Genomic DNA, 23,692 nt, shown 5'->3' on the forward strand with positions numbered 1-23,692 from the left:
AGGCGTGGAAGCGCAGTTGCGCTCCCACAGGCTGGCGAGCGCCGCTACTGCAACGGCACATAAATATCGGTCTGCCATTGATCCTGCGGTGTCTCGGGGAAAATGCTCAGGTATTCGAAAAACAACGGCTGGTCCCGAAGCTCCTCGCCGCTGCCAGGCAGCCAGTCGCGGTAGATCGGATAGATCGACTCTGCGATGTGATCCGGCGAACCCACGTGACGCACCACCACACAGCGCCCGCCGGGGATGACGCGTTCAGTGACGCCGAACTCATTCGCGGCCAGCGCCTGGTGAATCTCGCCGCAAATGGCAAACCGGAACTCATCGGCCGGGGTCGTATCAGGATTGTCGAAGGGAATACCGAAGCTGCGACTTGAAGCCACCGGCGACTGCCCGCTGTGCATGCGCCACGCAATGAATGTCTGCACGCTTTCATTCACGCGCCCTGGGGCGCCGCGGTGCTCGAATGCGGCCACCTTGACCGCAGGAAACTCCACAATTCGTACCTGCATGATGATGCTCCTGGAAAAGTAAGGGACGCTGAATACCCCGCGCCAGAGCTGCCAATCCGGTCGTTTCCTGAATGCGCTCGGCGCCATGCCGAACGCTCGCCTGAACGCCCTGGCAAAGGCTTCAGGACTTTCGAAGCCAGCCCCCAGCGCCGCCTCAAGCACCGAATAATCAGCGCGGGAAGACAAGTCATGTGCCGCGTGGCGCAGGCGCATCAGTTGCACATAGCGCGCAACCGGCATGCCCATGAACGCGGTGAATTGCCGATGGAAGTGAAACACCGAAAAATGCGCCACCTCGCTCAGCGCCTTCACCGACAAGTCACCTTCAAGATTCGCGTCGATATAGGCGAGTACGGCGTCGAAGCGCTGTGTGTAGGCGGCGTTGCCTGGCAAGTCAGACACGGGTTGCAAGCTCCGGGATAGGCGTTGGACGATAGGATCGACTATACCGACAGCCTGCGCCTAGCCGTGCTTGCTGAGGTGGAGGTGCCAGCACGGATTCACAAAGGAAGCCTGGCAATCACCTTGATCTCGAACTGGTACCCATACAGCCACGTAACCCCCACGCCAGTCAGCGTCGGGTGCGGCGCTTCGCCCCAGAACTCCGGCACCACCTTCCAGATCGTCTCGAACCTGGATTCGGGATCGACGATAAACACCGTCACGTCGATCACATCGTCAAAGGTGCAGCCGGCAGACCCCAGGATCGCATTCAGGTTGTTGAACGCCAGGCGGACCTGATCCTCCAGATCGGGCTCGGGCGAACCGTCCGCATGGCTGCCGACCTGCCCCGAGACGAATAAAAAGCCATTGGACTTAATGGCCGGTGAATAGCGATTGCGCTCATACAGCGCCTGGCGTCCAGGCGGAAAAACCACATTGCGCTGCGTCATGGAAGCCTCCTTCAAAGGGTCGAGATTGACCCGCAATTAACGATGGGCAGACTCTAGGGGCTTGTGCCAGGACGATAAACCAGCAACTTTAGCCAGCACTGTTTGTGAAACCCAAACAATCGATCGCCGAGGCCTTAATGGACCGTTTTGATGCAATGCAGGCATTTGCTCGCGTGGTGGAGGCCGGCAGCTTCACCAAGGCCGCCGAGACCCTGCACATGAGCAAGACCACCGTGACGCAACTGGTGCAGCAGTTGGAGGCACGCCTGCGGGTCAAATTGCTTAACCGCACCACGCGCAAAGTCAACGTCACGGCCGACGGCGCCGTGTACTACGAACGCGTGCTGCAACTGCTGGCCGACATGGACGACGCCGAGACCAGCCTGTCCGGCGCGGCAACCCTGCCCAGGGGCCGCCTGCGCGTGGATGTGCCGAGCCCACTGGCCAGCATGATCCTCGTCCCCGCGTTGCCTGGGTTTTACGCCCGCTACCCGGACATCCAGATCGACATGGGCGTCAGCGACCGTATCGTCGACATGATCGATGAGAACGTCGATTGCGTCGTGCGCGGCGGTGAACTCACCGACCAATCCCTGATGGCCCGGCGGGTAGGCGACCTGGCGCTCGGCGTGTTTGCCGCACCGAGCTACCTGGCACGCGTAGGTACGCCCGTCCACCCACGGGAACTGGAAGACGCCAACCATCGTATCGTCGGTTTCCTGTGGGCCCGCACCGGCAAACCCTTGCCCTATGCCATGCGCAAGCACCAGGAAAGTCTCCAGATCAAGGGCCGCTACGCCCTGGCGGTCGATGATGGCAATGCCTACCTCGCCGCCGGCCTGGCGGGCCTTGGCGTGCTGTGGTTGCCCAGCTACATGTCGAAAGCCTTCGAGGACCGGGGCGAATTAGTGCCCTTGTTCAAGGACTGGCACCTTGATCCGATGCCGCTTTACGTGGCCTTTCCGCCAAACCGGCATATCAGCCTCAAGCTGCGCGTGTTTATCGAATGGGTGGCTGAGTTGCTGGCCGTGCATGCCCCTGTCAGTGGGCGACAGGATGGGTGCTGATGGACGCGTGTATGGGTTCGCTGATCGACCGGAACAAGCAACCTCTACTGCCTTTCAAGGCTTCTCTTCAATCGGCGCAGATGACTACTGACCATCACTTTATGGGCGAGCCCTACCGGTAACATGTAGATGCGTCCATAGAGGTTATGCGTGACGACCGATGATGTGATGGTGAGCACACGATCTGTTATCGAAAGGCAGATCATGACATCCAGATGCCTGTCACGCTCGGTAAGAACCAGGATATCGGAGGCGCTGTGCTCCACCAGAAAGAAATCCAGGTGTTCGCCTGCGTGTACCGTTTTTCGCGCAACGCCGGAGAACCCGCCGATTCGCTTCACACCGAATAACGAAGAAATTGCGTCCCTTATTCGGAAAGCCAACCGCATGGCCAGCCCCGGCTCAGCCGTTGTGATGTTCCACGCGTCAAGCATGGTGATTTCAACGGGGAGCTGAACCGACCTAATGTGGTAGTAATCGAGCTCCGACAGTGCACGCAACGCGTGAGCTGGTGATGTGATAGGCAATTTTCATCCCGTCCAGTGGGCCAATTTTCATTCCCGATAACATCCGAGGCTGAGTGTTATGCGGCTATGTTACGTCAATGTACAGCCGCCATGAACGCCCCCTCCCTGTCCCTTCCCCCGTGTATCGCAAGTGGGCGAACATATCCCCGCCATAGTATGGTTGCGGCCTCCAACCCTCACAGGATATGAAGGTTACCCATGCGTTTACTGTTTCCCCTGGCCGTCAGCTTGACGCTGATCGGCTGCGCCACCACCAAGACCGACGTTCGCAACGAAGCACACATCAGCCGATATGATCCGACCACTACCGCGCGTGTCCGCCTGATCACCGGTGACACCACCCACGCCGGCTTTATCAGTGGCCAGACCTGCGAGATGTTCTACAACGAGTCCCTGCTGACCAAAACCCCCGAAGAAGCCGGATGGCAAACAGCCCATGTCGACTCGGCAGGGCTCTACCCTTTCCGCGCGACAGACCGCCAGAACAGCGTGATTGGCATGCCCGCCAGCAAGGCGAGCAAGGCCATCAACCGTTCGCCCAAGGTGTTTGACGAACACGTCATCCCGGCCGGTAAACCCTTTATTGCCGGGTTCGCCATGGGGGGCTCGCAGCTATCCTGCTTTCCCGCGCCTGTCACGCTGATCCCCGAGCCCGGTAAAGACTATGAAATGGAACTTCAAATGATGAAAATCAGCACGTTCAAGGCCGGCTGCGTGATTGCCGTCCGCCAGCTCTCCACCCAGGCCGACACCACCGTTGAAACACCGCTGAGACCCCAGGTGTGTGCCAAAACACCGTCGGGCTGGTACACCGTGACTCCAGCGTCCTTGCCTTGATCGTCCAAGGACAGTTGTTGAACGGCAGTTGTGCTTGACTCAATGGTTTCCTCACACTCATAGAGGGACAGACATGGGCATTTTGGATCGATTGTTTGGTGGACGCTTTACCATGCCTCCTCCCGAGGAAACCAACCTCTTTGATCAGTGGCTCGCCCGGTTCGGTAAACGGTTTCTTCACCTGGACTCCGGAGGTGAAAATTACGACGGTTTCATTGTTGACGCGGATCGACTGGAAGACGTTATTGAGCTGGCTGGACGAGCGGGAATCCACGTGCGTCTTGAGAGCTTCTGACTCTGCGGCGGGGTGAGGGGCTTCTGCAAAACCTGTTCAATCAAGCCCTCGCCCGATGAATGTCCCTGCCCCGGCCGCTATCCGATCAGGTTTTCCCTTTCCCGGTCATTGCGGCCTTGGACCTGGAGCCCTAATCCCCCCTCGGGCGTTCAGCCTGCTGTTTTTGCTCCTGCTTGAATTGCTGCTGCCAGCGCACCAGCGCCTCAGCCCCGTCCGATGCCTGCACGGCCCATGGCGTCGACGCGATCATGCCGAAAAGCGTCCAGATAAGGAGTTGCTTCATTTCATCTCACCTTGGTTGTTTGAACTGGAACGGATGCGGATATCCGCGTTGGTAATGTTTGAATAGGTGTCGAGCAGCCCGGCTAACTCCTGGTAGCCAGCCGCCAGAGCGTGAGCCCCCAGCCGGGTCAACGATCTCGACGTCCGACGTGCCTGAGCCGCGCCGATCGCGGGATTGGAGGCATACCTTGAAATACGCCGATCGCCCCTTTGCGCACATTTGGCGATTGCCGATTCAGGTTCCAGCTCCCGTGTCTGGCGTTGCAAAGTCAGCAGCCGGCGGCTCAATTGAAGGGACACGGAGCCGGCGCCGCCCGCCGGTTGGTGACCAGCGCCCAAGAGTGCCTGCAAGGCGACCAAGCGGTGCTGTTGCCGGGCCTGCCACTTGAGCAGGTCCATGCGGCGCCCGTGCCGGAGTAAGCGCCGGGTGTCCCTGTGCAGCGCCTGGGTCAGGACGTGTACATGGCGGGCAGATTTCCCCGGCAGTAGCTGGAAGGCCAGCAGGCAGATGGCAAGCGCTACCAGCCAGGCGAGCGCTTGATTGGCGAAGTCAGTGAAGTCGTACTGGGCCGTGCCGCCGGTGCCGACGAGGGTGTTGAACGCGATCAGGTAGGCAATGCCCTGCAAGGCGTGGCGCGGCCGGGTGGTGGCATGAATGCCGACGGTCCAGAAGGCGATCAGCACGATGCTGAGCAACGCGAACCCGCTGATATGGGGCAACACCAGGAACTTGCACGCCGCTGCCGTTACGATGCCGTACAGCGTTCCCTCGAAGAAGCGGCCGATGCCTTGAGCGGGCGCCGGGCTGGTGGCCAGCAAGGTGCAGCACGGGCCCAACACTGCCAGCAAGGTTGGCCCCTGGTCCCAGGCGGTCAGGTACCAGACCGCAGCGGTTGCAAGCGTGGCCACAAGGGCACGTAGACCGTTGCGCAGCGCGTCGCCGTAATGGCGGTGGAACCCCACGGCGCGGGCCGGCGTCCGGGGCGCACGCTCAAGGCAGGCAAAGCTCAGCAAGGCGCTGTACAGGTCTGCCAGTTGTTCACTCAAGCACTGCTGGCTTTGACGGTTTTCATGGGCCTGGGCGAGGCGATGCTGCATCTCCCGGACATGCTCGGCTGCCACGGAAAAACCCGGCTTTGCGTCGGCCAGCTGTTGCAGTTGCGCGCCCATTCGAACGAGGGAAGTCAAGCCACCGTGGTTGAGCGGTGACTCGTCCAGGATCACCCCGTGCACATACGCAAGCCCTGCCTGCAGGGTCGCGAGCCTGGAACGGATCAGGCGGGACTCACCTCGGCCGATCCCGAGAAGCTCGTCCACCTTACCCACATCGATGGCCAACTGGCCCTGCGCAATAGCCAGTTGCGCGCCCTGCTCCCCCTCCAATCGCAAGGCCAGCAATCCCAAGGTACGGGCGGCGATGTCCTCAAGTGCCTTGTTCAGTTTGGACTCGACGGTCTTGCGGCTGAACAACGTCGCCACCAGACTCAGGCTCAACACCCCGAGGACCACGGCCGTGCCCCGCGCCACGATATGCTCGAAACCTTGCTGCGGGGCGACAATGGCCGGGCCCAGGGCAAGGCAAACCGTATAGCCTGCGACCACTGCCGCCGTGGCCTGGTAGTGCCGAAGCACGGTCATGGCACCGACACAAAGGCCGAGCCACACCCCGATCCCGAGGATGAACAGCAGCATTTTTTGCGCGAACAGGCCGGTCAGGACCAGGGCGGCGAGCAACCCCACCAGGGTTCCCAGTACGCGATTGAAGCCCTTGCCGACCACCGCGCCCTGCAGCGGATGGATCAGCAGCAACACGGTCGAAGCCGCCGAGAACGGCGCCTCCAGGTGCAATTGGAAGCCCAGCCACAGGGCCAATGTGGCCGCCGCAAGACTGCGCAGCACATACCCCGAGGTCTCGGGCGACCATGCCCCGAGCATTCGCAGTGCGCGGGCCATCACATGAAATCCTGCAGCCACTGGGTAAGCCGCCAATGGGGGGCGGCCCCCGCCTCGGCGACCTCGATACTCGCAGTCATCCCCGCCGCCAGCTCCACGCCCGGTGGCACCTTGTCCAGCTCAATCCGAACCGGCACACGCTGGGCCAGGCGTATCCAGCTGAACGTAGGAGCCACCTGGGGCAAGCCGCTGTTACTGCGCAGCTCGTTGCCGTCGGCAATGCCTCTGCCGAGGCTCGCCACATGCCCTTCAAGCAGCGGTGCAAAGCCCATGAGCTTGATGGACGCCGCGGCCCCCACGCGAACACCGGGCAGCTTGGTCTCCTCGAAGTAAGCGGTGACCCAGAAGCTATGGCTGTCGACCACAAAGATATTGGTATCGCCCACCGCCGCGTAGTCACCCGGCTGCAGCCGCAACTGGGTCACATACCCGTCGACCGGTGAACGAACCGTCGTGCGCTGCAGATCCAGCTGCGCGTGGGCCAACTGGCTCTGGGCCGCGTCCACCCGCGCCCTGGCCACCGCCAGGTCCCGGGCCGCATTGTCGGTCTCCTCCCGCGCAATGGCATCGCCGAGTTGCTGGCGACGGCTGAGCTGTGAGCGGCGCTGTTCGAGCACGCTGCGCGCCTCGGCAAGCTCGGCCGTTCGCTGTTGCCGGGCCAGCAGATAGGCGCTGCGGTCGATCTGGTACAGCAACGCGCCCTTGGCGACCCACTGGTTGTCCTCGACCAGCAGTTGTTCAACCTGGCCGGACACTTCGGGGGCAATACGGATGACTTGCGCGCTGACCCGCCCGTCCCGTGTCCAGGGGGCCAACTCATAGGCGCGCCACAGCTGCGTACACAACAACAGCGCGGTCAAGCCGAGCACCAGGGTGACGAGGGTCTTGAGCAGGTGTTTGATCGTCATCGCCCGCGCCTCAAAACTTCAGCACAAGGATCGAGAGAACGATCAACGACATGCAGAAACGCGCCATGCTCGGGTGCCAGGCCCAATCCAGCCAGGGCCGCATGATCCGCTCCAGCAGTGCGTAAACCACGGCGGTAACGCCCAGGTAGAGCAAGAAAGGCGGCAGGTAGAGGTGGGCAATCGTGATTTCGCTCAGCATCGTTGAATCTCGCAGTCGGCAATGGCCTTGCTGACGATGGTAGGGACTGCAAGGCCGTGCCGATATTGAGTATGCTGCCAAGATATAATCAAATTCAGACAATCGAGGTGGAGCGACATGGACGAGACACGTCTCTACGGGGTGGATCAATTCGAACTGGACAGTTTCGACCAGCCCGCAGTGGCGTTGATGCTGGGGAGCCAGGGAAACGACACCGAATTCCCCGTCCATACCCACCGCAAAGGCCAACTGGTGGTGGCGTATCACGGCGGCATCGTGTGCACCGTAGAGGATGGCGTGTGGATGGTGCCGTCGGGGTTCGGCGTATGGATCCCGGGCGGTATTGCCCACAGCAACCGGGTGACCGCCAACGGCAAGATCGGCTATCTGTTCGTAGAGCCCGGTGCGGCCGCGCTACCGCACACATGCTGCACGCTGGTGCTGTCACCGCTGGTCCTGGAATTGATCCTGCACCTGAGCGCCCAAGCCCAGGACTATCCGCCGGCGTCTGCCAATGCACGCGTGGCGAGCGTGCTCCTCGAACAGTTGGAACTGGCCCCCTCGGAACAGCTGTACCTGCCGCTTCCGGCCACAACGCAGCTGCGTTTCATCGCACGGGGGTTGGCCCAGGACCCGTCAAATCGCTGCACCATGGCCCAATGGGCACGCCAGGTCGCCATGAGCGAGCGTTCCCTGGCGCGCTTGGTTAAAAGCGAAACTGGGCTAACCTTTGGCCAATGGCGCAAGCAATGGCAAATCATCGTGGCCTTGCAGAGCCTGGCCGAGGGCGAATCCGTGCAACGCACCGCCGAAGCCCTCGGGTACGAGTCGGTCAGTTCGTTCATCAGCATGTTTCGCAAGACACTGGGCTCGCCGCCGGCGCGGTACATGCGGCGGACCGCAACACATCAGCGGGGATCCCGGTTGGCTGATGAAGCTTTACCCGTCGAACGGTCTAAATTTGCAGAATGACGTGCCGATAGGCTGGATGTAACCCAAGGAGGCGGTTTCCCATGTTCAATACAAAAGCCAAGAGCCAGCTTCACGCCCAGGCAGCCGAGCTGTTGGAACTGCGCCAACTGCGCGATGGCCTGAACCGTGAAATGCTGACGTTGAGTATCGACTCGACATTCAAGATCACCGCATGCAACGACAACTTTGCCAAGTCGTTGGGCTACACCCCGGAGCAACTTCGAGGCCGTGCCATGGCCGAGATCGTCCCGCAGTACGTCTCCAAGCTGCCCTGCTTTCATAACTTCCGGGCGGCGGTCGCCGCTGGCAAGTCCATTACCGACGATTACCGCTACCTGCATGCCGACGGCTCATTGATATGGCTGCATGCACATTGGCAGCCGATCACGGATGCGAGCGGCCAGTTGAGTCATGTCACCTGCTATGCAACGAACATTACCGCCCGGGTAGAAAAAGCCTCGGAAAACACTTCTTTCATCCAGGCATTGCTGCGCTCGACGGCGGTGATCGAGTTCGACCTCTCCGGGCATGTCATCACCGCCAATGAACAGTTCCTGCACGCCATGGGCTACAGCCTGGAACAAGCCAAAGGCAGCCACCACCGGATTTTCTGCAAACCGGAGGAAACCTCGTCCCAGCACTACAAGGATTTCTGGGCAACCCTGAACAGGGGCGAGTTTGTAGCCGGCCGATTTGAACGCGTTGACAGCCGCGGCCAGACCGTGTGGCTGGAAGCAACCTACAACCCGGTGTATGACACTGAAGGCACACTGTGCAAGGTGGTCAAGTTCGCCACGGTGGTCTCCGACCAGGTTGCCCGGGAACAGGAAGTCAGTGGCGCGGCGCAAACCGCATTTGAAATTTCCCGGCAGACCGATGTCAGTGCCGAGCGCGGAGCCGTGGTGGTCAACGACACGATGCATACCATGCATAAAATCGCCGCTGATATGCAGGCGGCTGCCGGCGGAGTCGAAGCCCTCGGAAAACAGTCACTGCTGATCAGTTCGATCATTCAGACCATCAGCAGCATTGCCCAGCAAACCAACCTGCTGGCATTGAATGCCGCGATTGAAGCCGCCCGTGCAGGCGAGCAAGGTCGCGGTTTTGCGGTGGTGGCTGATGAAGTGCGGCAACTGGCCGGACGCACCAGCACGGCGACGGAAGAAATCGCCTCGGTGGTGCTGCAGAACCAGAAACTGGTGGATGAGACCGTAGCAGAAATGGCCAACAGCAAGTCCCAGGCAGAGCAAGGTCTTGAACTCGCCACGCAGGCAGGCCAGGTCATTGTGGAAATTCAGGACGGCGCCAAGCGGGTGGTCGACGCGGTGGGCAGGTTTGCGAACCAGGTGGCTTGACTGGCCCGCAGTGGCGCAGGCGAATTCGAGAGCGATGACATAGCAATCGATGGTGGCCACTGTGAAGCTGTCTTTTGAGGGTTGGATGCAAATGAACTATTTGCTGAACGCCTGGAATGCCTGCAAAAAACCAGCGACTAAAGGGGAGCTTGTCTTCGAAGAGCTTGGTGCCTCTGCTGAGCGGCAGATTTTCAGTATCGTCGATCGGAAGGCAGGTAACGCCCGGGCAGGATCGAAAGCTGCCTCCCTGGATGCGGACTTATCAAGCTAGGCTCCAGCAGCCTGACGATGGGCGATAGGGAAACTCATCGGCAAGTTTCGGCCAGAAGCGGACAGTTTCACAGGCTTAGCAGCGCTTCCTTGAAGCTCGAAGGCGTCTACAGAAGCAGGGGCGATTCAGCCCCCGCCAGTCCTAAAATCGAGACGGCGGTTCATTTCCAGCTTTGATGTGTGAAAAGACATGGTCTGGATCTGCCTGGCACCAATATCTGAACAGAAGGCTAGGTTCGGTATCCCCAAAATACTGACTCAGGGAGCTCTCGGCGGGGATTAACAATTTAGTTTCTGGCCATTGCTGAGCTAAAACACCTATATGTTTGCCAGACGAACAAATAATCCACGTCGCCTTGCCTCCACTGATGCCAGGCAGGTAACCCATACCTTGGATCGCTTCGAACAAAGCGCGCAGTGTTACTGCTGGATCAAGCCTGATTGATGTCCTACGACTTTCCAGATCATCCCCTGCATGCACGCTATCCCGATCAATTTGAATGACCAACATGAATATTCCTTTTTAGCGTTGTGTGATTACTAGAATGCCAGCGTAGGAATGCCAGCAGCTATCTGTCTACAGTCCGCTTTTGGCCGAAAGCGCTCCGTCCAAGCATAGAGGTATCAAGCCAGACTCAAGCAAATGGAAAACTACATCCCCCTGACCGGAATCGATCTGGCACCCGCGTCTCTTTAAATCCAACCTGCTCAACGCGCACTGGCATCTTTTCGCCGCCAACGCGCACATTGTCCAACCACCTCCACTCCCCTTATCCTCGACGCTCCCCGTCCGTCCCAAACCGGAGCCGCCATGGACCTCGCCACCCTCGCCCTGTTCCTCCCCGCCTGCTTCGCCCTGAACATGGCGCCCGGCCCCAATAACTTGTTGTCCGTGAGCAACTCCACCCGCTATGGCTACCGCACCTCCTGCCTGGCCGGTATCGGTCGCCTGCTGGCCTTTGCCGGCATGATCGCCCTCGCCTCTGCGGGGTTGGCGGTGGTGTTGCAAACCTCGGAACTGTTGTTCTACGCGATCAAGATCCTGGGCGCGGCGTATCTGTTGTATCTGGCGTTTCAACTGTGGCGCGCAAATCCCCAGGCGGAGGCGGAATCGGTAACCGCCAAGGTGAGCCTATGGGCACTGGCGCGACAGGAGTTCCTGGTGGCGGCGGGCAACCCCTATGAGGAGCAATATGAATTTTTCTTAGGCACTGCTTTCGGCCAGAAGCGAACATGCAAGCGAGCAGCAATTCGCTGGTAGGATGGCTGATTAAGGTGTAATGCTTGGATTGGTAGCAGGAGTTTATGGGTGAGAAATGAGCTCCAGGACGGGAGAGAGAGGGGGGCCTAGCGCAGATCTACTTCGGTTAACGCCATCACAAAAGGAGTTTCCACTTGACGTTCACTTTTCAAATTCCTAATTCAGACCAGCAGACGCCTATAGCTATCGAGCCCGGCTCGTCAGTTGTTTTCGTCGGGGCAAATGGATCAGGAAAAACGCGCTTGGCTGTATTCATTGAAGAGGCGGCAGGCATTGATGCTCACCGCATTTCGGCTCATCGAGCCCTCAGGCTCAATCCTGCTGTACCGAAAATTCGTGGTGCCGAGGCGCTCCGAAAGCTCCGATTAGGGTGGGAACATGAGAACGCAACAATTGTTAACCGCGCAGGGAGTCGGTGGGCCGATTCAAAGCCCGCAGTGGGAATGCTGGACGACTTCGACAGCCTGCTTCAAGCACTGTTCGCAGACCAGTCGGTCACAACCTTGGATACGCACAGTAAGGCTAGGTCCGGTACGCTCACGCAGGCCATGCCTACAAAGTTCGAAACCCTTTCGGACATCTGGCAACGCCTTCTTCCCCACCGGCAATTGGTTATTTCCGGTGATGACATCCGAGTCTCAGTTATTGGTGGTTCCGGAACCTATCCCGCCTCGGAAATGAGTGATGGAGAACGCGCGATTTTCTATCTTCTAGCACAAGCCCTGGTCGCCGCCGACTCTTCTCTTCTAATCATCGATGAACCTGAATTGCACGTTCACCCATCCATTATGTCGAGTCTCTGGGACGAAATTGAAGCCGCGCGAAAGGATTGCGCATTTATCTTCATTACTCATGATTTGCACTTCGCTGCGACCCGAGCAGCCCAAAAATACGTCATCAAGTCGTACACCCCGGCGCCTTCTTGGACGATAGAAACTGTTCCAGATGACACCGGTTTTAGCGAAGAAGTGACAACACTGATACTTGGCAGCCGCCGCCCAATTTTATTCGTGGAGGGCGCTGGGACAAGTCTGGATCTCGCAATCTATCGGTGCTGCTATTCGGAATGGACTGTGATACCCCGGGGCTCGTGCGAACAAGTCGTGCACGCCGTGGTTACCATGCGCGCGAATGCTCAGCTCACACGTGCCACCTGCGCGGGAATAGTCGATGCCGATGACTATACGCCAGACGAAATCCATTATCTGAATGGTTTAGGCGTACACCCGCTACCGGTATCTGAGGTCGAAAACCTAATTCTGCTACCTGAAGTCAGCCGTGTTATCGCGCAAACCGAAGGCTACGCAGGGGCGGATCTCGAACAACAATTGTCAAAACTGCAGGCTGCCGTCTTCAACACCTTGCAATCGCAAGCGGCAATCGACGACGTCGTGGTTAGATACTGTCGGAGACGAATTGATCGGGCACTGAAGAAGGTCGACCTTTCGGGGCCAAAGAGCATTCATGAATTACTTTCGGAGTATGCGTCCCAAACCGCCGCCTTGGATATCGCAGGCATCGCAGCAGGCGTGACCAAGAAGATTCAGGACGCCTTGGCAAATGGTGACTTGCCTAGCTTACTGACCATTTACGACAACAAAGGAATGCTCGCCCTTGCCGCTCAACACTTGAAACAGACGAGATTGGCTTCCTTTGAGGGTTGGCTAACAAGGATGCTACGAGATGTGGTGGTCTCTTCCGGCTTGGCCGCAGCGTTCAAAGGAGTCCTACCGCCCGTGCAAGCAAGCTAATTACGGACTTCCTCACTCCGTTCGCTTTGGATTTTCAGCCCTCGTTTTCTAGATGTGGGACGCAGCCGCTGTGCCCGTCTCATCTTATCAAAATCTAGACCTACGAGCGGCTGCTTTATGTCGAAACCTGCCATTCAGCGGTTCAGAATCAAGCTGGCGAGCAGCAACCCGAAGGCGATCCTGATCTTCACCGCGTTCCTTCCGCAGTTCGTGGTGCCAGGCCAGCCGATCACGCCGCAATTCGCCGTGCTGGGCGCGCTGTTCCTGGTGTTGGAATGGATCGCCATCAGCCTCTACGCCTATATGGGCCTGCACATGCGTCGCTGGTTTGCCGAGCCGCGTGGCAAGCGGATATTCAATCGCTGCTGTGCGGGGTTGTTGTCGGCGGCGGCGACGGTGTTGTTGACCGCGCGCAGGACTTGAGGAAAAAACATGACCCGCAACCAACTTGCCGACCTTTACCTCGGCTACATCGATTGCCTCAACCGGCAGGATTGGAACCGCCTGGGCGACTTCGTCCACCCTGACGTGGCCTATAACGGCAAGGTGGTCGGCCTGGAGGGCTATCGCGCCATGCTGGAGCGCGACTTTCGCGAGATCCCCGACCTGGTGTTCCACATCCAGTTGCTGATCGCCGATCCGCCCACCGTCGCCAGCCGGCTGAACTTCAATGTCACGCCCCGGGGCGAGTTTTTCGGGCTGGCGATCAATGGTCGCAAGGTGGCGTTCTCGGAGAACGTTTTCTACACGTTCGTCGACGGCAAAATCGCCCAGGTCTGGTCGGTGATCGACAAGGCGGCGATCGAACGGCAGTTGGCCGTCTAAACTCCATGGACCCATTGTCCGTGGAGACCGATCATGAAACCCAAGAACACCCTCTGCCTCTGGTACAACGGCACCGCCGAGGAGGCTGCGCGCTTCTACGCCAGCACCTTCCCCGACAGCACGCTCGACGCCGTGCACCTGGCCCCCGGCGACTACCCGTCCGGCAAACAGGGCGATGTGCTCACGGTGGAATTCACCGTGATGGGCATCCCGTGCATCGGCCTCAATGGCGGCCCGATATTCCCCCACAGCGAAGCGTTTTCCTTCCAGGTCGCCACCGATGACCAGGCCGAAACCGATCGCTACTGGAACGCCATTATCGACAACGGCGGCCAGGCCAGCGCCTGCGGTTGGTGCAAGGATAAATGGGGATTGTCGTGGCAGATCACGCCTCGGGTGTTGACCGATGCGGTGGCCAACCCTGACCCGACAATAGCCAAGCGTGCTTTCGACGCGATGATGACCATGACCAAAATCGACATTGCGGCGATTGAAGCCGCGATAAAAGGCTGAGCCACCTGCACCGGTGCATTCAAGCCACGGGGGAAGTTGACACACCTCGTAATATTCCATGAAGATAGCCCCAGTCTTCATGGGTGTGTCAGCTTATGTCCGCAACCTCAGTGGTTAACCTTTCCGTCATTGGCTTGATTGCCAAGGCGCAAGGTTGCGTGGCGCACGCCCTCAAATCGAAGAAACAGTCGCTCATGTGACCGGGGCGCGCTGTCCCGTCAGATGAGCTGACAGGACATTGAGCGCGGACTCCCTCCCCCCTTGCACAATTGCCCATGCCTTTCTGACGGTGACTCAAACGGTCAATCATCAGGAGAAAGTGCATGTCATCGTTTCAAGGTATCTGGGTTCCCGTGGTCACGCCGTTCCAGGATGGCGCCATCGATTTTGTCGGCCTGCACCGCCTGGTCAGCCACCTGCTGGACAAGCACGTGGCCGGGATCATGGTGTGCACCACCACCGGCGAAGCCGCATCGCTCAGCCGCCAGGAACAACTGGCCGTGCTGGATGCGGTATTGCAACAGGTGCCCGCCCACCGTGTGGTGATGGGCCTGGCGGGCAATAACCAGATTGAATTGCTGCAATTCCAGGTCGAGGTCCTCAAGCGCCCGCTGGCGGGTTTGCTGGTGCCGGCACCGAGTTACATCCGCCCTTCTCAGGCCGGCCTTGAAGCGTTCTTTCGCACGGTGGCCGATGCGTCCAGCGTGCCGATCATTCTCTACGACATTCCCTACCGTACCGGCGTGACCTTCGAGCAGGCGACCTTGCTGAACATCGTCGCGCACCCGCAGATCGTGGCGATCAAGGACTGCGGCGGCAACCTGGGCAATACCCTTGCGATGCTGGCCAGCGGTGAGGTGGATGTGTTGTGTGGCGAGGACCTGCAGATCTTCAATGCGCTGTGCCTGGGCGCCAGCGGTGCGATTGCCGCGTCGGCCCATGTGTGCACCGAACAGTTTGTAGCGCTGTGGCAACAGGTACGGGATAACCAGTTGGCTGAGGCGCGGGCGACGTTCCTTGGCTTGGTGCCGTTGATCAACACACTGTTCATGGAGCCCAACCCGGCGCCGGTGAAAGCCGCACTGGCGCTGGAGGGTTTGATCGAGAGTGAGTTGCGGGCGCCGATGCAGCGGGCAACCCAGGCGGTCATCGCAAAGCTGCAAAGGCTTTCACGCCAGGCCCAGTAACCCGTGGTGAGCGAGCTTGCCCGCTCACCACAATAAGCTTGCGCAGGCTCACCCAATAACGCATTCGAGAGTGCACCTCCACACCCCACGTGATCTGAGGACTACTCGTAACCTGTGGTGAGCGGGCTTGCCCCGCGTTGGGCTGCGAAGCAGACCCAAAACCAGGCGCTGCGGTTTACCTGACAGAACACAGGGAGCCTGATTGGGGCTGCTTCGCAGCCCAGCGCGGGGCAAGCCCGCTCACCACAGCAAGCCCGCTCATCACAATAAGCTTGCGCAGACTCACCCAATAACGCATTCGAGAGTGCACCTCCACGTGCCCACGTGATCTGAGGACTACTCGTAACCTGTGGTGAGCGGGCTTGCCCCGCGCTGGGCTGCGCAGCAGACCCAAAACCAGGCGCTGCGGTTTACCTGACAGAACACAGGGAGCCTGATTGGGGCTGTTGCGCAGCCCGGCGCGGGGCAAGCCCGCTCACCACAGCAAGCCCGCTCACCACAACAAGCCCGCTCACCACAGAAGCTCAGGGCATCAGGAAATCTGCGCCTCCACCTGCCGGGCCGTATGCAACCGGTGCAACGTGATCTCGCGCACCGCCTGCTTGCTCAGTTCGATATGCCGTTTCAGCAGGTGCTGCGCCTGGTCAGCCTGGCGTTGCACGATGGCCGCAAGTATTTGCCCATGCTCTTCGTACGTCGCAGCAATGCGGGGCGCCTGGGTAAAGTCGAGCCGCCGGATGATGCGGATCTGCTCCGTGATGGCGTAGTGCATGCGCGCCATTTCACGGTTGCCGGTGGCTTCCACCAACGCGCAATGAAAACGCTCATCCAGCGCCGATACGGCCTGGGCGTCCTCCAGGCGCTCGCCCTCCTGCACCTGCCAGGTGGCCTGCAACGCCTGCAGCATCGGGTTCGGTTCGTCCATCGCACATAACCGGCCGACAGCCGCCAGTTCCAACACGATGCGCACGTCGTAGAGCTCTTCGAAGTAGGCGAAATCGAAAGGTTTCACCTGCCAGCCGCTGCGAAAATACACCTCCAGATACCCTTCCCGTTCCAAGCGATACAGCGCCTGACGCACCGGCGTGCGGCTGGCGTGCATGCGTTCGGCCACCTCGCCTTCGCTGAAACGATCGCCCGGCAGCAGGCGGAAGTCGAAGATATCCGCCTTGAGCTGGGCGTAGATCTGCTCGGCCAGGCTGTCGGGGCGTGTCTTGGCCCGCATGCTTAACCGCGACTCGCAATAAAGGCGCGCCAGCCACCGAACTCGGTGATGTCGAGGGCGTCGGCCAGTGCCCAGGGCTCGCAGATGAAACCTTTGACGCTGCGCCCATCCGCCAGCAGCAGGTTGCCGATCCCCAGCGGCGCGGGAATCTCGGCGACGAACTCGCCGAAGCGTGCCAGGGGCATGTCCCACAGCTCGACGATGATCGCCCGACCGCTGTCCGCCTTGGCCAGCCCTGGCTTGGGCGGTACGGTGCCGGGCAGCGCGTACAGGCGGTAGGTGTCGGCCGTCAGGGTTTGCTCCACCAGCACCGCGTTACGCGTCGTCAGTTGGACATTCAGTGGCATGCCGGTGAGATGTGCACCCACCACCGCCACGCGCACGCAGCCGGGGGCTTGGGCGGGTGCGGACGGTGCCGGCAGATAGCGCTGGGTGGCGCCCAAAGGCAGCTCCAGGCTGGCTTGCCAGCGCTTGCCCAGGTGCGCCAGCGCCGTGTCATGCCAGGCCGGTACGAGCAAAGTAATGCCGCTGGGCAAGCCATCGGCGCGCAAACCGGCCGGCAGCGCCAGGGCCGAGAGGTCGGCCAGGTTGGTGAAGTTGGTGTAGTAGCCGAACTGCGAGTTGTAGCGCACCGGCTCCTCCGCCATCTCGGCCATGGTGCGCAGGGTTGGCGAAGTCGGCACCAGCAAGGCATCGAAACCGGCCAGGCTGTCATTGATACGGCGGCTCAGTTCGGCCCGCAGGTATTCGGCTTTGTAGGCGTCGCAGGCGCTGTACCGGCGGCCATTTTCGACAATGCCGCGCACCACCGGGTTGATTGCCTCGGGCTGGTTTTCCAGCATGCTTTCCAGGGCTACGGTGCGTTCGGCAACCCAAGGGCCGAAGTACAGCTGGTCCGCCAGTTCCTTGAACGCAGTGAAATCCACCGGGGTGATTACCGCGCCCAGCGCCTTGAAGTGCTCGACCGCCTGTTCGAACACGGCCTGGTTCTGGGTATCGCCGAAAAACTCCAGGGCCGCCGGGATGGCCAGCTTGATCGAAGCGCCCACCGCCACTGGCGCCGTGTTGGGGTTGGCGCGGGAATAGGCATCGCTGGCGTCGTATCCCGCCGCAACGTGCGCGACGGTCTCGGCATCTTCCACGGTCAACGCAAACACCGAGACGCAATCCACCGTGCGGCAAGCCGGCACCAGGCCGGTATTGGACAAACGCCCCTTGGTCGGCTTCAACCCGACGATATTGTTGAACCCCGCCGGTACACGCCCGGAGCCCGCCGTGTCGGTGCCCAGGGAAAACGCCACCAGGCCACGGGCGACCACCGACGCAGAACCGGAGCTGGAGCCGCCGCTGACGTAATCCCCATTGAAACTGTTGCCCACCGCGCCATACGGCGAGCGGGTGCCCACCAGGCCGGTGGCGAACTGATCGAGGTTGGTCTTGCCCATCAGGATTGCGCCGGCGGCGCGCAGCTTCTGCACGACCGAGGCATCCCGGGGCGCGCGATAGGCAAATTCGGGGCAGGCGGCAGTGGTGTCCCAGCCGGCCGCGTCGATGTTGTCCTTGATCGCAAACGGCACGCCATACAACGGCAGCCGGGTCATATCGCCGCCCTGGGCTGCCAATCGTTCGCTCAACTGCGCCAGTTGCTCGGCCAATGCCTGCGGTTGAGCGCGGGCGATCCAGGCGCTGTCCTCGGCGGGGTATTGCGCGGCCAGGGTTAGCAAAATGTCCGGCGTGATCGCGCTGCTGCGGTAAGCGGCCTGCCATTCACCGAGGGTCCAGCCAACAACGTTGTGCATGGGAAACTCCATCTTGTATCCAAGTTTGGATTTATCTAAGCAAAGCCCACGCCAGGTCACTCTGCCAATGAATACAAGGGTATCGCCGCAAAACGTGCGCGTAGATGGCGCACCCGGGCATCGTCCATGCGCCAAAAAAAGACATTCAATCGACCCCTCGGTTGCGACCGACCCGATACCGACCTACTGTTCCAGACCATGCTGCGCAATTTGCTGTCCCCCCACCCTAAGCCCCCAGGTGACGACATGCCCACACTACCCCGCCCTGCCGTACTCGAGCTGATCGGCAACACGCCGCTGGTTCGGGTCAGCCGTTTCGATACCGGCCCCTGCACGCTGTTCCTCAAGCTTGAATCCCAGAACCCCGGCGGTTCCATCAAGGACCGCATCGGCCTGGCCATGATCGACGCCGCCGAGCGCGACGGCCGCCTGCGCCCCGGCGGCACCATCATTGAAGCCACCGCCGGCAACACCGGCCTGGGCCTGGCGCTGGTGGGCCGGGCGAAAGGTTATCGGGTGGTGCTGGTGGTGCCCGACAAGATGTCCACGGAAAAAGTGCTGCACCTCAAGGCCATGGGCGCCGAGGTACATATCACCCGCTCCGATGTCGGCAAGGGCCATCCCGAGTATTACCAGGACATGGCCGCGCGGCTGGCCAAGGAGATTGACGGCTGTTTCTTCGCCGACCAATTCAACAACCCGGCCAACCCCCTGGCCCACGAGACCAGCACTGCGCCGGAGATCTGGGCACAGACCCAACACGATGTGGACGCGATCGTGGTGGGCGTCGGCTCGGCCGGCACCCTCACCGGCCTGACGCGCTTCTTCAAACGGGTGCAGCCCGAGCTGGAAATGGTCCTCGCCGACCCGGTGGGTTCGGTGATGGCCGAATACAGCCGCAGCGGCAAGCTGGAAACACCCGGCTCGTGGGCGGTGGAAGGCATCGGCGAGGACTTCATCCCGTCGATTGCCGACCTGTCCAGCGTGCGCCACGCCTACTCCATCAGCGATGAAGACAGCTTCGACCACGCCCGCCAACTGCTCAAGGCCGAGGGCATTCTCGGCGGTTCCTCCACCGGTACCCTGTTCGCGGCCGCGCTGCGCTATTGCCGCGAACAAACCGTGCCCAAGCGCGTGGTCACCTTTGTTTGCGACACCGGTACCCGCTACCTCTCGAAGGTCTACAACGACCAATGGATGACCGATGCGGGCCTGCTGCACTACAAGCACTACGGCGACCTGCGCGACTTGATCGCGCGGCGCTTCGAAGATGGCCGCGTGATCAGCGTAAGCCCCGACGACACCCTGCTCACCGCCTTCCAGCGCATGCGCCTGGCGGACGTGTCGCAACTGCCGGTGCTGGTGGACGGCCGCGAACTGGTGGGGGTGATCGATGAGTCCGACATCCTGCTGGGCCTGCACCATGACGCGGCGGACTTCTCCATGATGGTCGCCAGCGCCATGAGCGACAAAGTCCACACCCTGGCCCCCGGCGCCAGCCTGGCCGAATTGCAGGCTGAACTGGATCGCGGCCTGGTCGCCATCATTGCCGACGCGGCGGGCTTTCACGGCCTGATCACCCGCGTCGACCTGCTCAACCACCTGCGGAGATCCCTTGCATGAGCCAGCCCGACAAAAGCGCGTTTGCCACCCGTGTGATCCACGCCGGGCAATCACCCGACCCGACCACGGGCGCGCTGATGCCGCCGATCTACGCCAACTCCACCTACCTGCAGGACAGCCCCGGCGTACACAAGGGCTTCGACTACGGCCGCTCCCACAACCCCACGCGGTTTGCCCTGGAGCGCTGCGTGGCCGATCTCGAAGGCGGCAGCCAGGCGTTTGCCTTCGCGTCCGGGCTGGCAGCAATCTCCACGGTGCTGGAGTTGCTGGATGCCGGCGCCCATATCGTGTCCGGCAACGACCTCTACGGCGGCACCTTCCGCCTGTTCGACAAGGTGCGCCAGCGCAGTGCCGGGCACCGTTTCAGCTTTGTCGACCTGAGTGATGTGGCGGCGTTCGAAGCGTCCCTGCAGGACGACACGCGCATGGTCTGGGTCGAAACCCCGAGCAACCCGCTGCTGAGCCTCACCGACCTCGCCGCCATCGCCCGTATCTGTCGCAGCCGCGGCATTCTCTGCGTGGCCGACAACACCTTCGCCAGCCCGTGGATCCAGCGTCCGCTGGAATTGGGCTTCGACATCGTGGTGCACTCCAGCACCAAATACCTCAACGGCCACTCCGATGTGATCGGCGGTATCGCCATCGTCGGCGACAACCCCGAGTTGGCCGAGCGCGTGGGCTTTTTGCAAAACTCGGTCGGCGCCATCGCCGGCCCGTTCGACGCCTTCCTCACCCTGCGCGGCGTGAAAACCCTGGCGCTGCGCATGGAGCGCCATTGCAGCAACGCCCTCGACCTCGCCACCTGGCTGGAACGGCAACCGCAGGTATCCCGGGTCTATTACCCAGGCCTGGCATCCCACCCCCAGCACGAACTGGCGCGCAGGCAGATGCGCGGGTTTGGCGGGATGATCTCGGTGGACTTGAACAGCGACCTGGCCGGCGCCACGCGCTTCCTGGAAACCGTTAAGCTCTTCGCCCTGGCCGAGAGCCTGGGCGGTGTGGAAAGCCTGATCGAACACCCGGCGATCATGACCCACGCCAGCATCCCGGCGGCGACCCGCGCGCAGTTGGGGATTGGCGACGGGCTGGTACGGTTGTCGGTGGGGGTTGAGGACGTGGACGATCTACGAGCGGACCTGGCGCAAGCCTTGGCCCGTATATAAATCCCCCAGGCAACAGGGATCAACTGTGGGAGGGGGCTTGCCCCCTCCCACATTGGGTATGCGTTACACCTGGACTATGTTGGCACGCGCCGAATGCAGCTTCTTGTAGCTCTCGATCAAGCGCAAATGCCGGTCCAGCCCTTCCAGCTTCATGCTGGTCGGCGTCAGCCCATGGAAGCGCACACTGCCGTTGACCGAGCCGATCACCGCGTCCATCCGTTCATTGCCGAACATGCGGCGGAAGTTGGCTTCGTAGTCCGCCAGTTCCAGGTCGTCGTCCAGTTCCATCTCCAGCACCGCATTCATCGCCTGGTAGAACAGGCCACGCTCGGCGGTGTTGTCGTTGTACTGCAGGAACATCTCCACGCACTCCTTGGCCTCCTCGTACTGCTGCAAGGCGAGGAAGATCAGCAGCTTCAATTCGAGGATGGTCAGTTGGCCCCAGGCCGTGTTGTCGTCGAACTCGATGCCGATCAGGGTGGTGATGTCGGTGTAGTCGTCCAGCTCGCTTTCGATCAGGCGCTCGACCAACGCCTGCAATTCCGCTTCGTCCAGGCGGTGCAGGTTGAGGATGTCCTCGCGGAAGAACAGCGCCTTGTTGGTGTTGTCCCAGATCAGGTCGTCCACCGGGTAGATTTCCGAGTAGTCCGGCACCAGGATGCGGCAGGCGGTTGCGCCGAGGTGTTCGTACACCGCCATATAGGCTTCCTTGCCCATGCCTTCGAGGATGCCGAACAAGGTGGCGGCCTCCTGGGCGTTGGAGTCTTCACCTTCGCCTGAGAAGTCCCACTCGACAAATTCGTAGTCCGATTGGGCGCTGAAGAAGCGCCACGACACCACACCGCTGGAGTCGATAAAGTGCTCGACGAAGTTGTTCGGCTCGGTCACCGCCTGGCCTTCGAAGGTCGGCTGCGGCAGGTCGTTCAAGCCTTCGAAGCTGCGGCCTTGCAGCAGTTCGGTGAGGCTGCGTTCCAGCGCCACTTCCAGGCTCGGGTGGGCACCGAACGAGGCGAACACGCCGCCGGTGCGCGGGTTCATCAAGGTCACGCACATCACCGGGAATTCGCCGCCCAGGGACGCGTCCTTGACCAGCACCGGGAAACCCTGGGCTTCCAGGCCTGCAATACCCGCCAGGATGCTCGGGTACTTCGCGAGTACTTCAGCCGGCACGTCCGGCAGGGCAAATTCTCCCTCGATGATTTCGCGCTTCACCGCCCGCTCGAAAATCTCCGACAGGCACTGCACCTGGGCCTCGGCCAGGGTGTTGCCGGCACTCATGCCGTTGCTGAGGTAGAGGTTCTCGATCAGGTTGGACGGGAAATACACCACCTCGCCATCCGACTGGCGCACGAACGGCAGCGAAACGATGCCGCGCGCTTCATTGCCGGAGTTGGTGTCGAACAGGTGCGAACCGCGCAACTCGCCGTCGCGGTTGTAGACCTTCAGGCAGTACGCGTCGAGGATTTCGCTGGGCAGCTCGTCATTCGGGCCCGGCTGGAACCAGCGTTCGTCCGGGTAATGCACGAACGGCGCGTTGGCCAGTTCCTCACCCCAGAACTGGTCGTTGTAGAAGAAGTTGCAGTTGAGCCGCTCGATGAACTCGCCCAACGCCGACGCCAGGGCGCCCTCCTTGGTCGCGCCCTTGCCATTGGTAAAGCACATCGGTGAATGGGCGTCGCGGATATGCAGCGACCACACGTTCGGCACGATATTGCGCCACGAGGCGATCTCGATCTTCATGCCCAGGCCGGCAAGGATCCCGGACATGTTGGCGATGGTCTGCTCCAGCGGCAGGTCCTTGCCGGCAATATAAGTGCCCGCCTCGCTGCCCGCGCTCGGCATCAACAAGGCCTGGGCATCGGCATCGAGGTTGTCCACTTCTTCGATCACGAACTGCGGCCCGGCCTGCACCACTTTCTTCACGGTGCAACGGTCGATGGAACGCAGGATGCCCTGGCGGTCCTTATCGGAAATATCGGCCGGCAACTCGACCTGGATCTTGAAGATCTGGTTATAGCGGTTTTCCGGATCGACAATATTGTTCTGCGACAGGCGAATATTGTCCGTGGGGATGTTGCGCGTGCTGCAGTACAACTTGACGAAGTACGCCGCGCACAACGCCGACGAGGCCAGGAAATAATCGAACGGCCCCGGTGCCGAGCCATCGCCTTTATAGCGAATAGGCTGGTCGGCAATCACCGTGAAGTCATCGAACTTGGCTTCAAGCCGGAGGTTGTCGAGAAAGTTGACCTTGATTTCCATGGGGGCACACCAG

23 protein-coding genes and 2 pseudogenes are annotated in these 23,692 nt (G+C 60.9%); 14 read left to right on the forward strand and 11 right to left on the reverse strand.

Annotation, left to right across the window (positions count from 1 at the left end; translation table 11 throughout):
- Positions 1 to 44: 44 nt before the first annotated feature.
- Together J3D60_RS06745 and J3D60_RS06750 are read right to left on the reverse strand one after the other, a co-directional pair.
- Positions 45 to 914 (reverse strand): GyrI-like domain-containing protein, encoded by an 870-nt coding sequence (locus J3D60_RS06745; RefSeq protein ID WP_065941716.1) that lies wholly within the window; start codon positions 912 to 914, stop codon positions 45 to 47.
- 98 nt (positions 915 to 1,012) lie between these two features.
- Positions 1,013 to 1,405: a RidA family protein gene (locus J3D60_RS06750; RefSeq protein WP_065941717.1), complete on the reverse strand. Its 393-nt coding sequence runs from the start codon at positions 1,403 to 1,405 to the stop codon at positions 1,013 to 1,015.
- 137 nt (positions 1,406 to 1,542) lie between these two features.
- On the opposite strand from J3D60_RS06750, the gene J3D60_RS06755 reads away from it, so the two are divergent.
- Positions 1,543 to 2,472 carry a LysR family transcriptional regulator gene (locus J3D60_RS06755; protein ID WP_253490548.1) on the forward strand — a complete coding sequence of 310 codons (930 nt, stop codon included), beginning with the start codon at positions 1,543 to 1,545 and terminating at the stop codon, positions 2,470 to 2,472.
- 44 nt (positions 2,473 to 2,516) lie between these two features.
- Here the strand turns inward: J3D60_RS06755 and J3D60_RS06760 are convergent, their stop codons facing one another.
- On the reverse strand, positions 2,517 to 2,999 hold the full coding sequence (locus tag J3D60_RS06760) for a DUF2867 domain-containing protein (RefSeq protein ID WP_253490549.1): 483 nt from the start codon (positions 2,997 to 2,999) through the stop codon (positions 2,517 to 2,519).
- A gap of 198 nt (positions 3,000 to 3,197) precedes the next feature.
- Here J3D60_RS06760 and J3D60_RS06765 point away from each other — a divergent pair, with 198 nt between their 5' ends.
- Entirely contained in the window at positions 3,198 to 3,836 is a 639-nt protein-coding gene (locus J3D60_RS06765) for a hypothetical protein (RefSeq protein WP_253490550.1), read from the forward strand.
- A 73-nt stretch (positions 3,837 to 3,909) separates the two neighbouring features.
- Positions 3,910 to 4,131: a hypothetical protein gene (locus J3D60_RS06770; RefSeq protein WP_065941720.1), complete on the forward strand. Its 222-nt coding sequence runs from the start codon at positions 3,910 to 3,912 to the stop codon at positions 4,129 to 4,131.
- Positions 4,132 to 4,261: 130 nt separating this feature from the next.
- Here the strand turns inward: J3D60_RS06770 and J3D60_RS06775 are convergent, their stop codons facing one another.
- Genes J3D60_RS06775 through J3D60_RS06790 form a run of 4 tightly spaced genes read right to left on the reverse strand, consistent with a single transcriptional unit; the run spans position 4,262 to position 7,473 of the window.
- Positions 4,262 to 4,414, reverse strand: a complete 153-nt coding sequence (locus J3D60_RS06775) for a hypothetical protein (protein ID WP_253490551.1) — start codon at positions 4,412 to 4,414, stop codon at positions 4,262 to 4,264.
- Positions 4,411 to 6,366 (reverse strand): FUSC family protein, encoded by a 1,956-nt coding sequence (locus tag J3D60_RS06780; protein ID WP_253490552.1) that lies wholly within the window; start codon positions 6,364 to 6,366, stop codon positions 4,411 to 4,413. Before J3D60_RS06780 ends, J3D60_RS06775 begins: the two co-directional genes overlap by 4 nt.
- Positions 6,366 to 7,274 carry an HlyD family secretion protein gene (locus J3D60_RS06785; protein ID WP_253490554.1) on the reverse strand — a complete coding sequence of 303 codons (909 nt, stop codon included), beginning with the start codon at positions 7,272 to 7,274 and terminating at the stop codon, positions 6,366 to 6,368. The genes J3D60_RS06780 and J3D60_RS06785 overlap by 1 nt, the downstream gene beginning before the upstream one ends.
- Positions 7,275 to 7,284: 10 nt before the next feature.
- On the reverse strand, positions 7,285 to 7,473 hold the full coding sequence (locus tag J3D60_RS06790; protein ID WP_027608439.1) for a DUF1656 domain-containing protein: 189 nt from the start codon (positions 7,471 to 7,473) through the stop codon (positions 7,285 to 7,287).
- Between the two features lie 117 nt (positions 7,474 to 7,590).
- Between J3D60_RS06790 and J3D60_RS06795 the strand changes: the two genes are divergently transcribed.
- The 3 genes from J3D60_RS06795 to J3D60_RS06810 all read left to right on the forward strand — a co-directional run bounded on the left by J3D60_RS06795 (position 7,591) and on the right by J3D60_RS06810 (position 10,071).
- On the forward strand, positions 7,591 to 8,445 hold the full coding sequence (locus J3D60_RS06795; protein ID WP_115487448.1) for a helix-turn-helix domain-containing protein: 855 nt from the start codon (positions 7,591 to 7,593) through the stop codon (positions 8,443 to 8,445).
- 41 nt (positions 8,446 to 8,486) lie between these two features.
- Positions 8,487 to 9,800, forward strand: a complete 1,314-nt coding sequence (locus tag J3D60_RS31270; RefSeq protein WP_301294469.1) for a methyl-accepting chemotaxis protein — start codon at positions 8,487 to 8,489, stop codon at positions 9,798 to 9,800.
- A gap of 61 nt (positions 9,801 to 9,861) precedes the next feature.
- Positions 9,862 to 10,071 carry a hypothetical protein gene (locus tag J3D60_RS06810; protein ID WP_141696597.1) on the forward strand — a complete coding sequence of 70 codons (210 nt, stop codon included), beginning with the start codon at positions 9,862 to 9,864 and terminating at the stop codon, positions 10,069 to 10,071.
- A 141-nt stretch (positions 10,072 to 10,212) separates the two neighbouring features.
- Here J3D60_RS06810 and J3D60_RS06815 read toward each other — a convergent pair whose 3' ends face one another.
- Positions 10,213 to 10,581 carry a hypothetical protein gene (locus J3D60_RS06815; protein ID WP_253490556.1) on the reverse strand — a complete coding sequence of 123 codons (369 nt, stop codon included), beginning with the start codon at positions 10,579 to 10,581 and terminating at the stop codon, positions 10,213 to 10,215.
- Between the two features lie 300 nt (positions 10,582 to 10,881).
- On the opposite strand from J3D60_RS06815, the pseudogene J3D60_RS06820 reads away from it, so the two are divergent.
- The 6 genes and pseudogenes from J3D60_RS06820 to dapA form a co-directional block, all read left to right on the forward strand.
- A pseudogene (locus J3D60_RS06820) lies at positions 10,882 to 11,250 on the forward strand (LysE family translocator); the annotation flags it as partial.
- Between the two features lie 215 nt (positions 11,251 to 11,465).
- Positions 11,466 to 13,082, forward strand: coding sequence for an ATP/GTP-binding protein (locus J3D60_RS06825; protein WP_253490558.1), 1,617 nt, complete (start codon positions 11,466 to 11,468; stop codon positions 13,080 to 13,082).
- A gap of 153 nt (positions 13,083 to 13,235) precedes the next feature.
- Positions 13,236 to 13,505: pseudogene (locus J3D60_RS06830) on the forward strand (LysE family translocator); the annotation flags it as partial.
- A gap of 9 nt (positions 13,506 to 13,514) precedes the next feature.
- Positions 13,515 to 13,907: an ester cyclase gene (locus tag J3D60_RS06835; RefSeq protein ID WP_253490560.1), complete on the forward strand. Its 393-nt coding sequence runs from the start codon at positions 13,515 to 13,517 to the stop codon at positions 13,905 to 13,907.
- 33 nt (positions 13,908 to 13,940) lie between these two features.
- Positions 13,941 to 14,420, forward strand: a complete 480-nt coding sequence (locus J3D60_RS06840) for a VOC family protein (protein WP_253490562.1) — start codon at positions 13,941 to 13,943, stop codon at positions 14,418 to 14,420.
- 323 nt (positions 14,421 to 14,743) lie between these two features.
- Positions 14,744 to 15,607, forward strand: a complete 864-nt coding sequence (dapA, locus tag J3D60_RS06845) for a 4-hydroxy-tetrahydrodipicolinate synthase (RefSeq protein ID WP_065941730.1) — start codon at positions 14,744 to 14,746, stop codon at positions 15,605 to 15,607.
- Positions 15,608 to 16,139: 532 nt separating this feature from the next.
- Here the strand turns inward: dapA and J3D60_RS06850 are convergent.
- Together J3D60_RS06850 and atzF are read right to left on the reverse strand one after the other, a co-directional pair.
- Positions 16,140 to 16,832, reverse strand: coding sequence for a GntR family transcriptional regulator (locus tag J3D60_RS06850; RefSeq protein WP_065941731.1), 693 nt, complete (start codon positions 16,830 to 16,832; stop codon positions 16,140 to 16,142).
- Between the two features lie 2 nt (positions 16,833 to 16,834).
- Positions 16,835 to 18,631: an allophanate hydrolase gene (gene atzF, locus J3D60_RS06855; RefSeq protein ID WP_253490564.1), complete on the reverse strand. Its 1,797-nt coding sequence runs from the start codon at positions 18,629 to 18,631 to the stop codon at positions 16,835 to 16,837.
- A 246-nt stretch (positions 18,632 to 18,877) separates the two neighbouring features.
- Here atzF and J3D60_RS06860 point away from each other — a divergent pair, with 246 nt between their 5' ends.
- A complete protein-coding gene (locus J3D60_RS06860) occupies positions 18,878 to 20,254 on the forward strand; it encodes a pyridoxal-phosphate dependent enzyme (RefSeq protein ID WP_027608450.1) in 1,377 nt (458 codons plus the stop codon).
- Positions 20,251 to 21,417, forward strand: coding sequence for a cystathionine gamma-synthase (locus tag J3D60_RS06865; protein WP_253490566.1), 1,167 nt, complete (start codon positions 20,251 to 20,253; stop codon positions 21,415 to 21,417). Before J3D60_RS06860 ends, J3D60_RS06865 begins: the two co-directional genes overlap by 4 nt.
- A 63-nt stretch (positions 21,418 to 21,480) precedes the next feature.
- On the opposite strand, the gene J3D60_RS06870 is transcribed toward J3D60_RS06865, so the two are convergent.
- Positions 21,481 to 23,679: an OsmC domain/YcaO domain-containing protein gene (locus J3D60_RS06870; protein WP_253490568.1), complete on the reverse strand. Its 2,199-nt coding sequence runs from the start codon at positions 23,677 to 23,679 to the stop codon at positions 21,481 to 21,483.
- Between the last annotated feature and the right edge of the window lie 13 nt (positions 23,680 to 23,692).

The organism is Pseudomonas sp. S3E17 (assembly GCF_024168685.1).
Classification (GTDB): domain Bacteria; phylum Pseudomonadota; class Gammaproteobacteria; order Pseudomonadales; family Pseudomonadaceae; genus Aquipseudomonas; species Aquipseudomonas marginalis.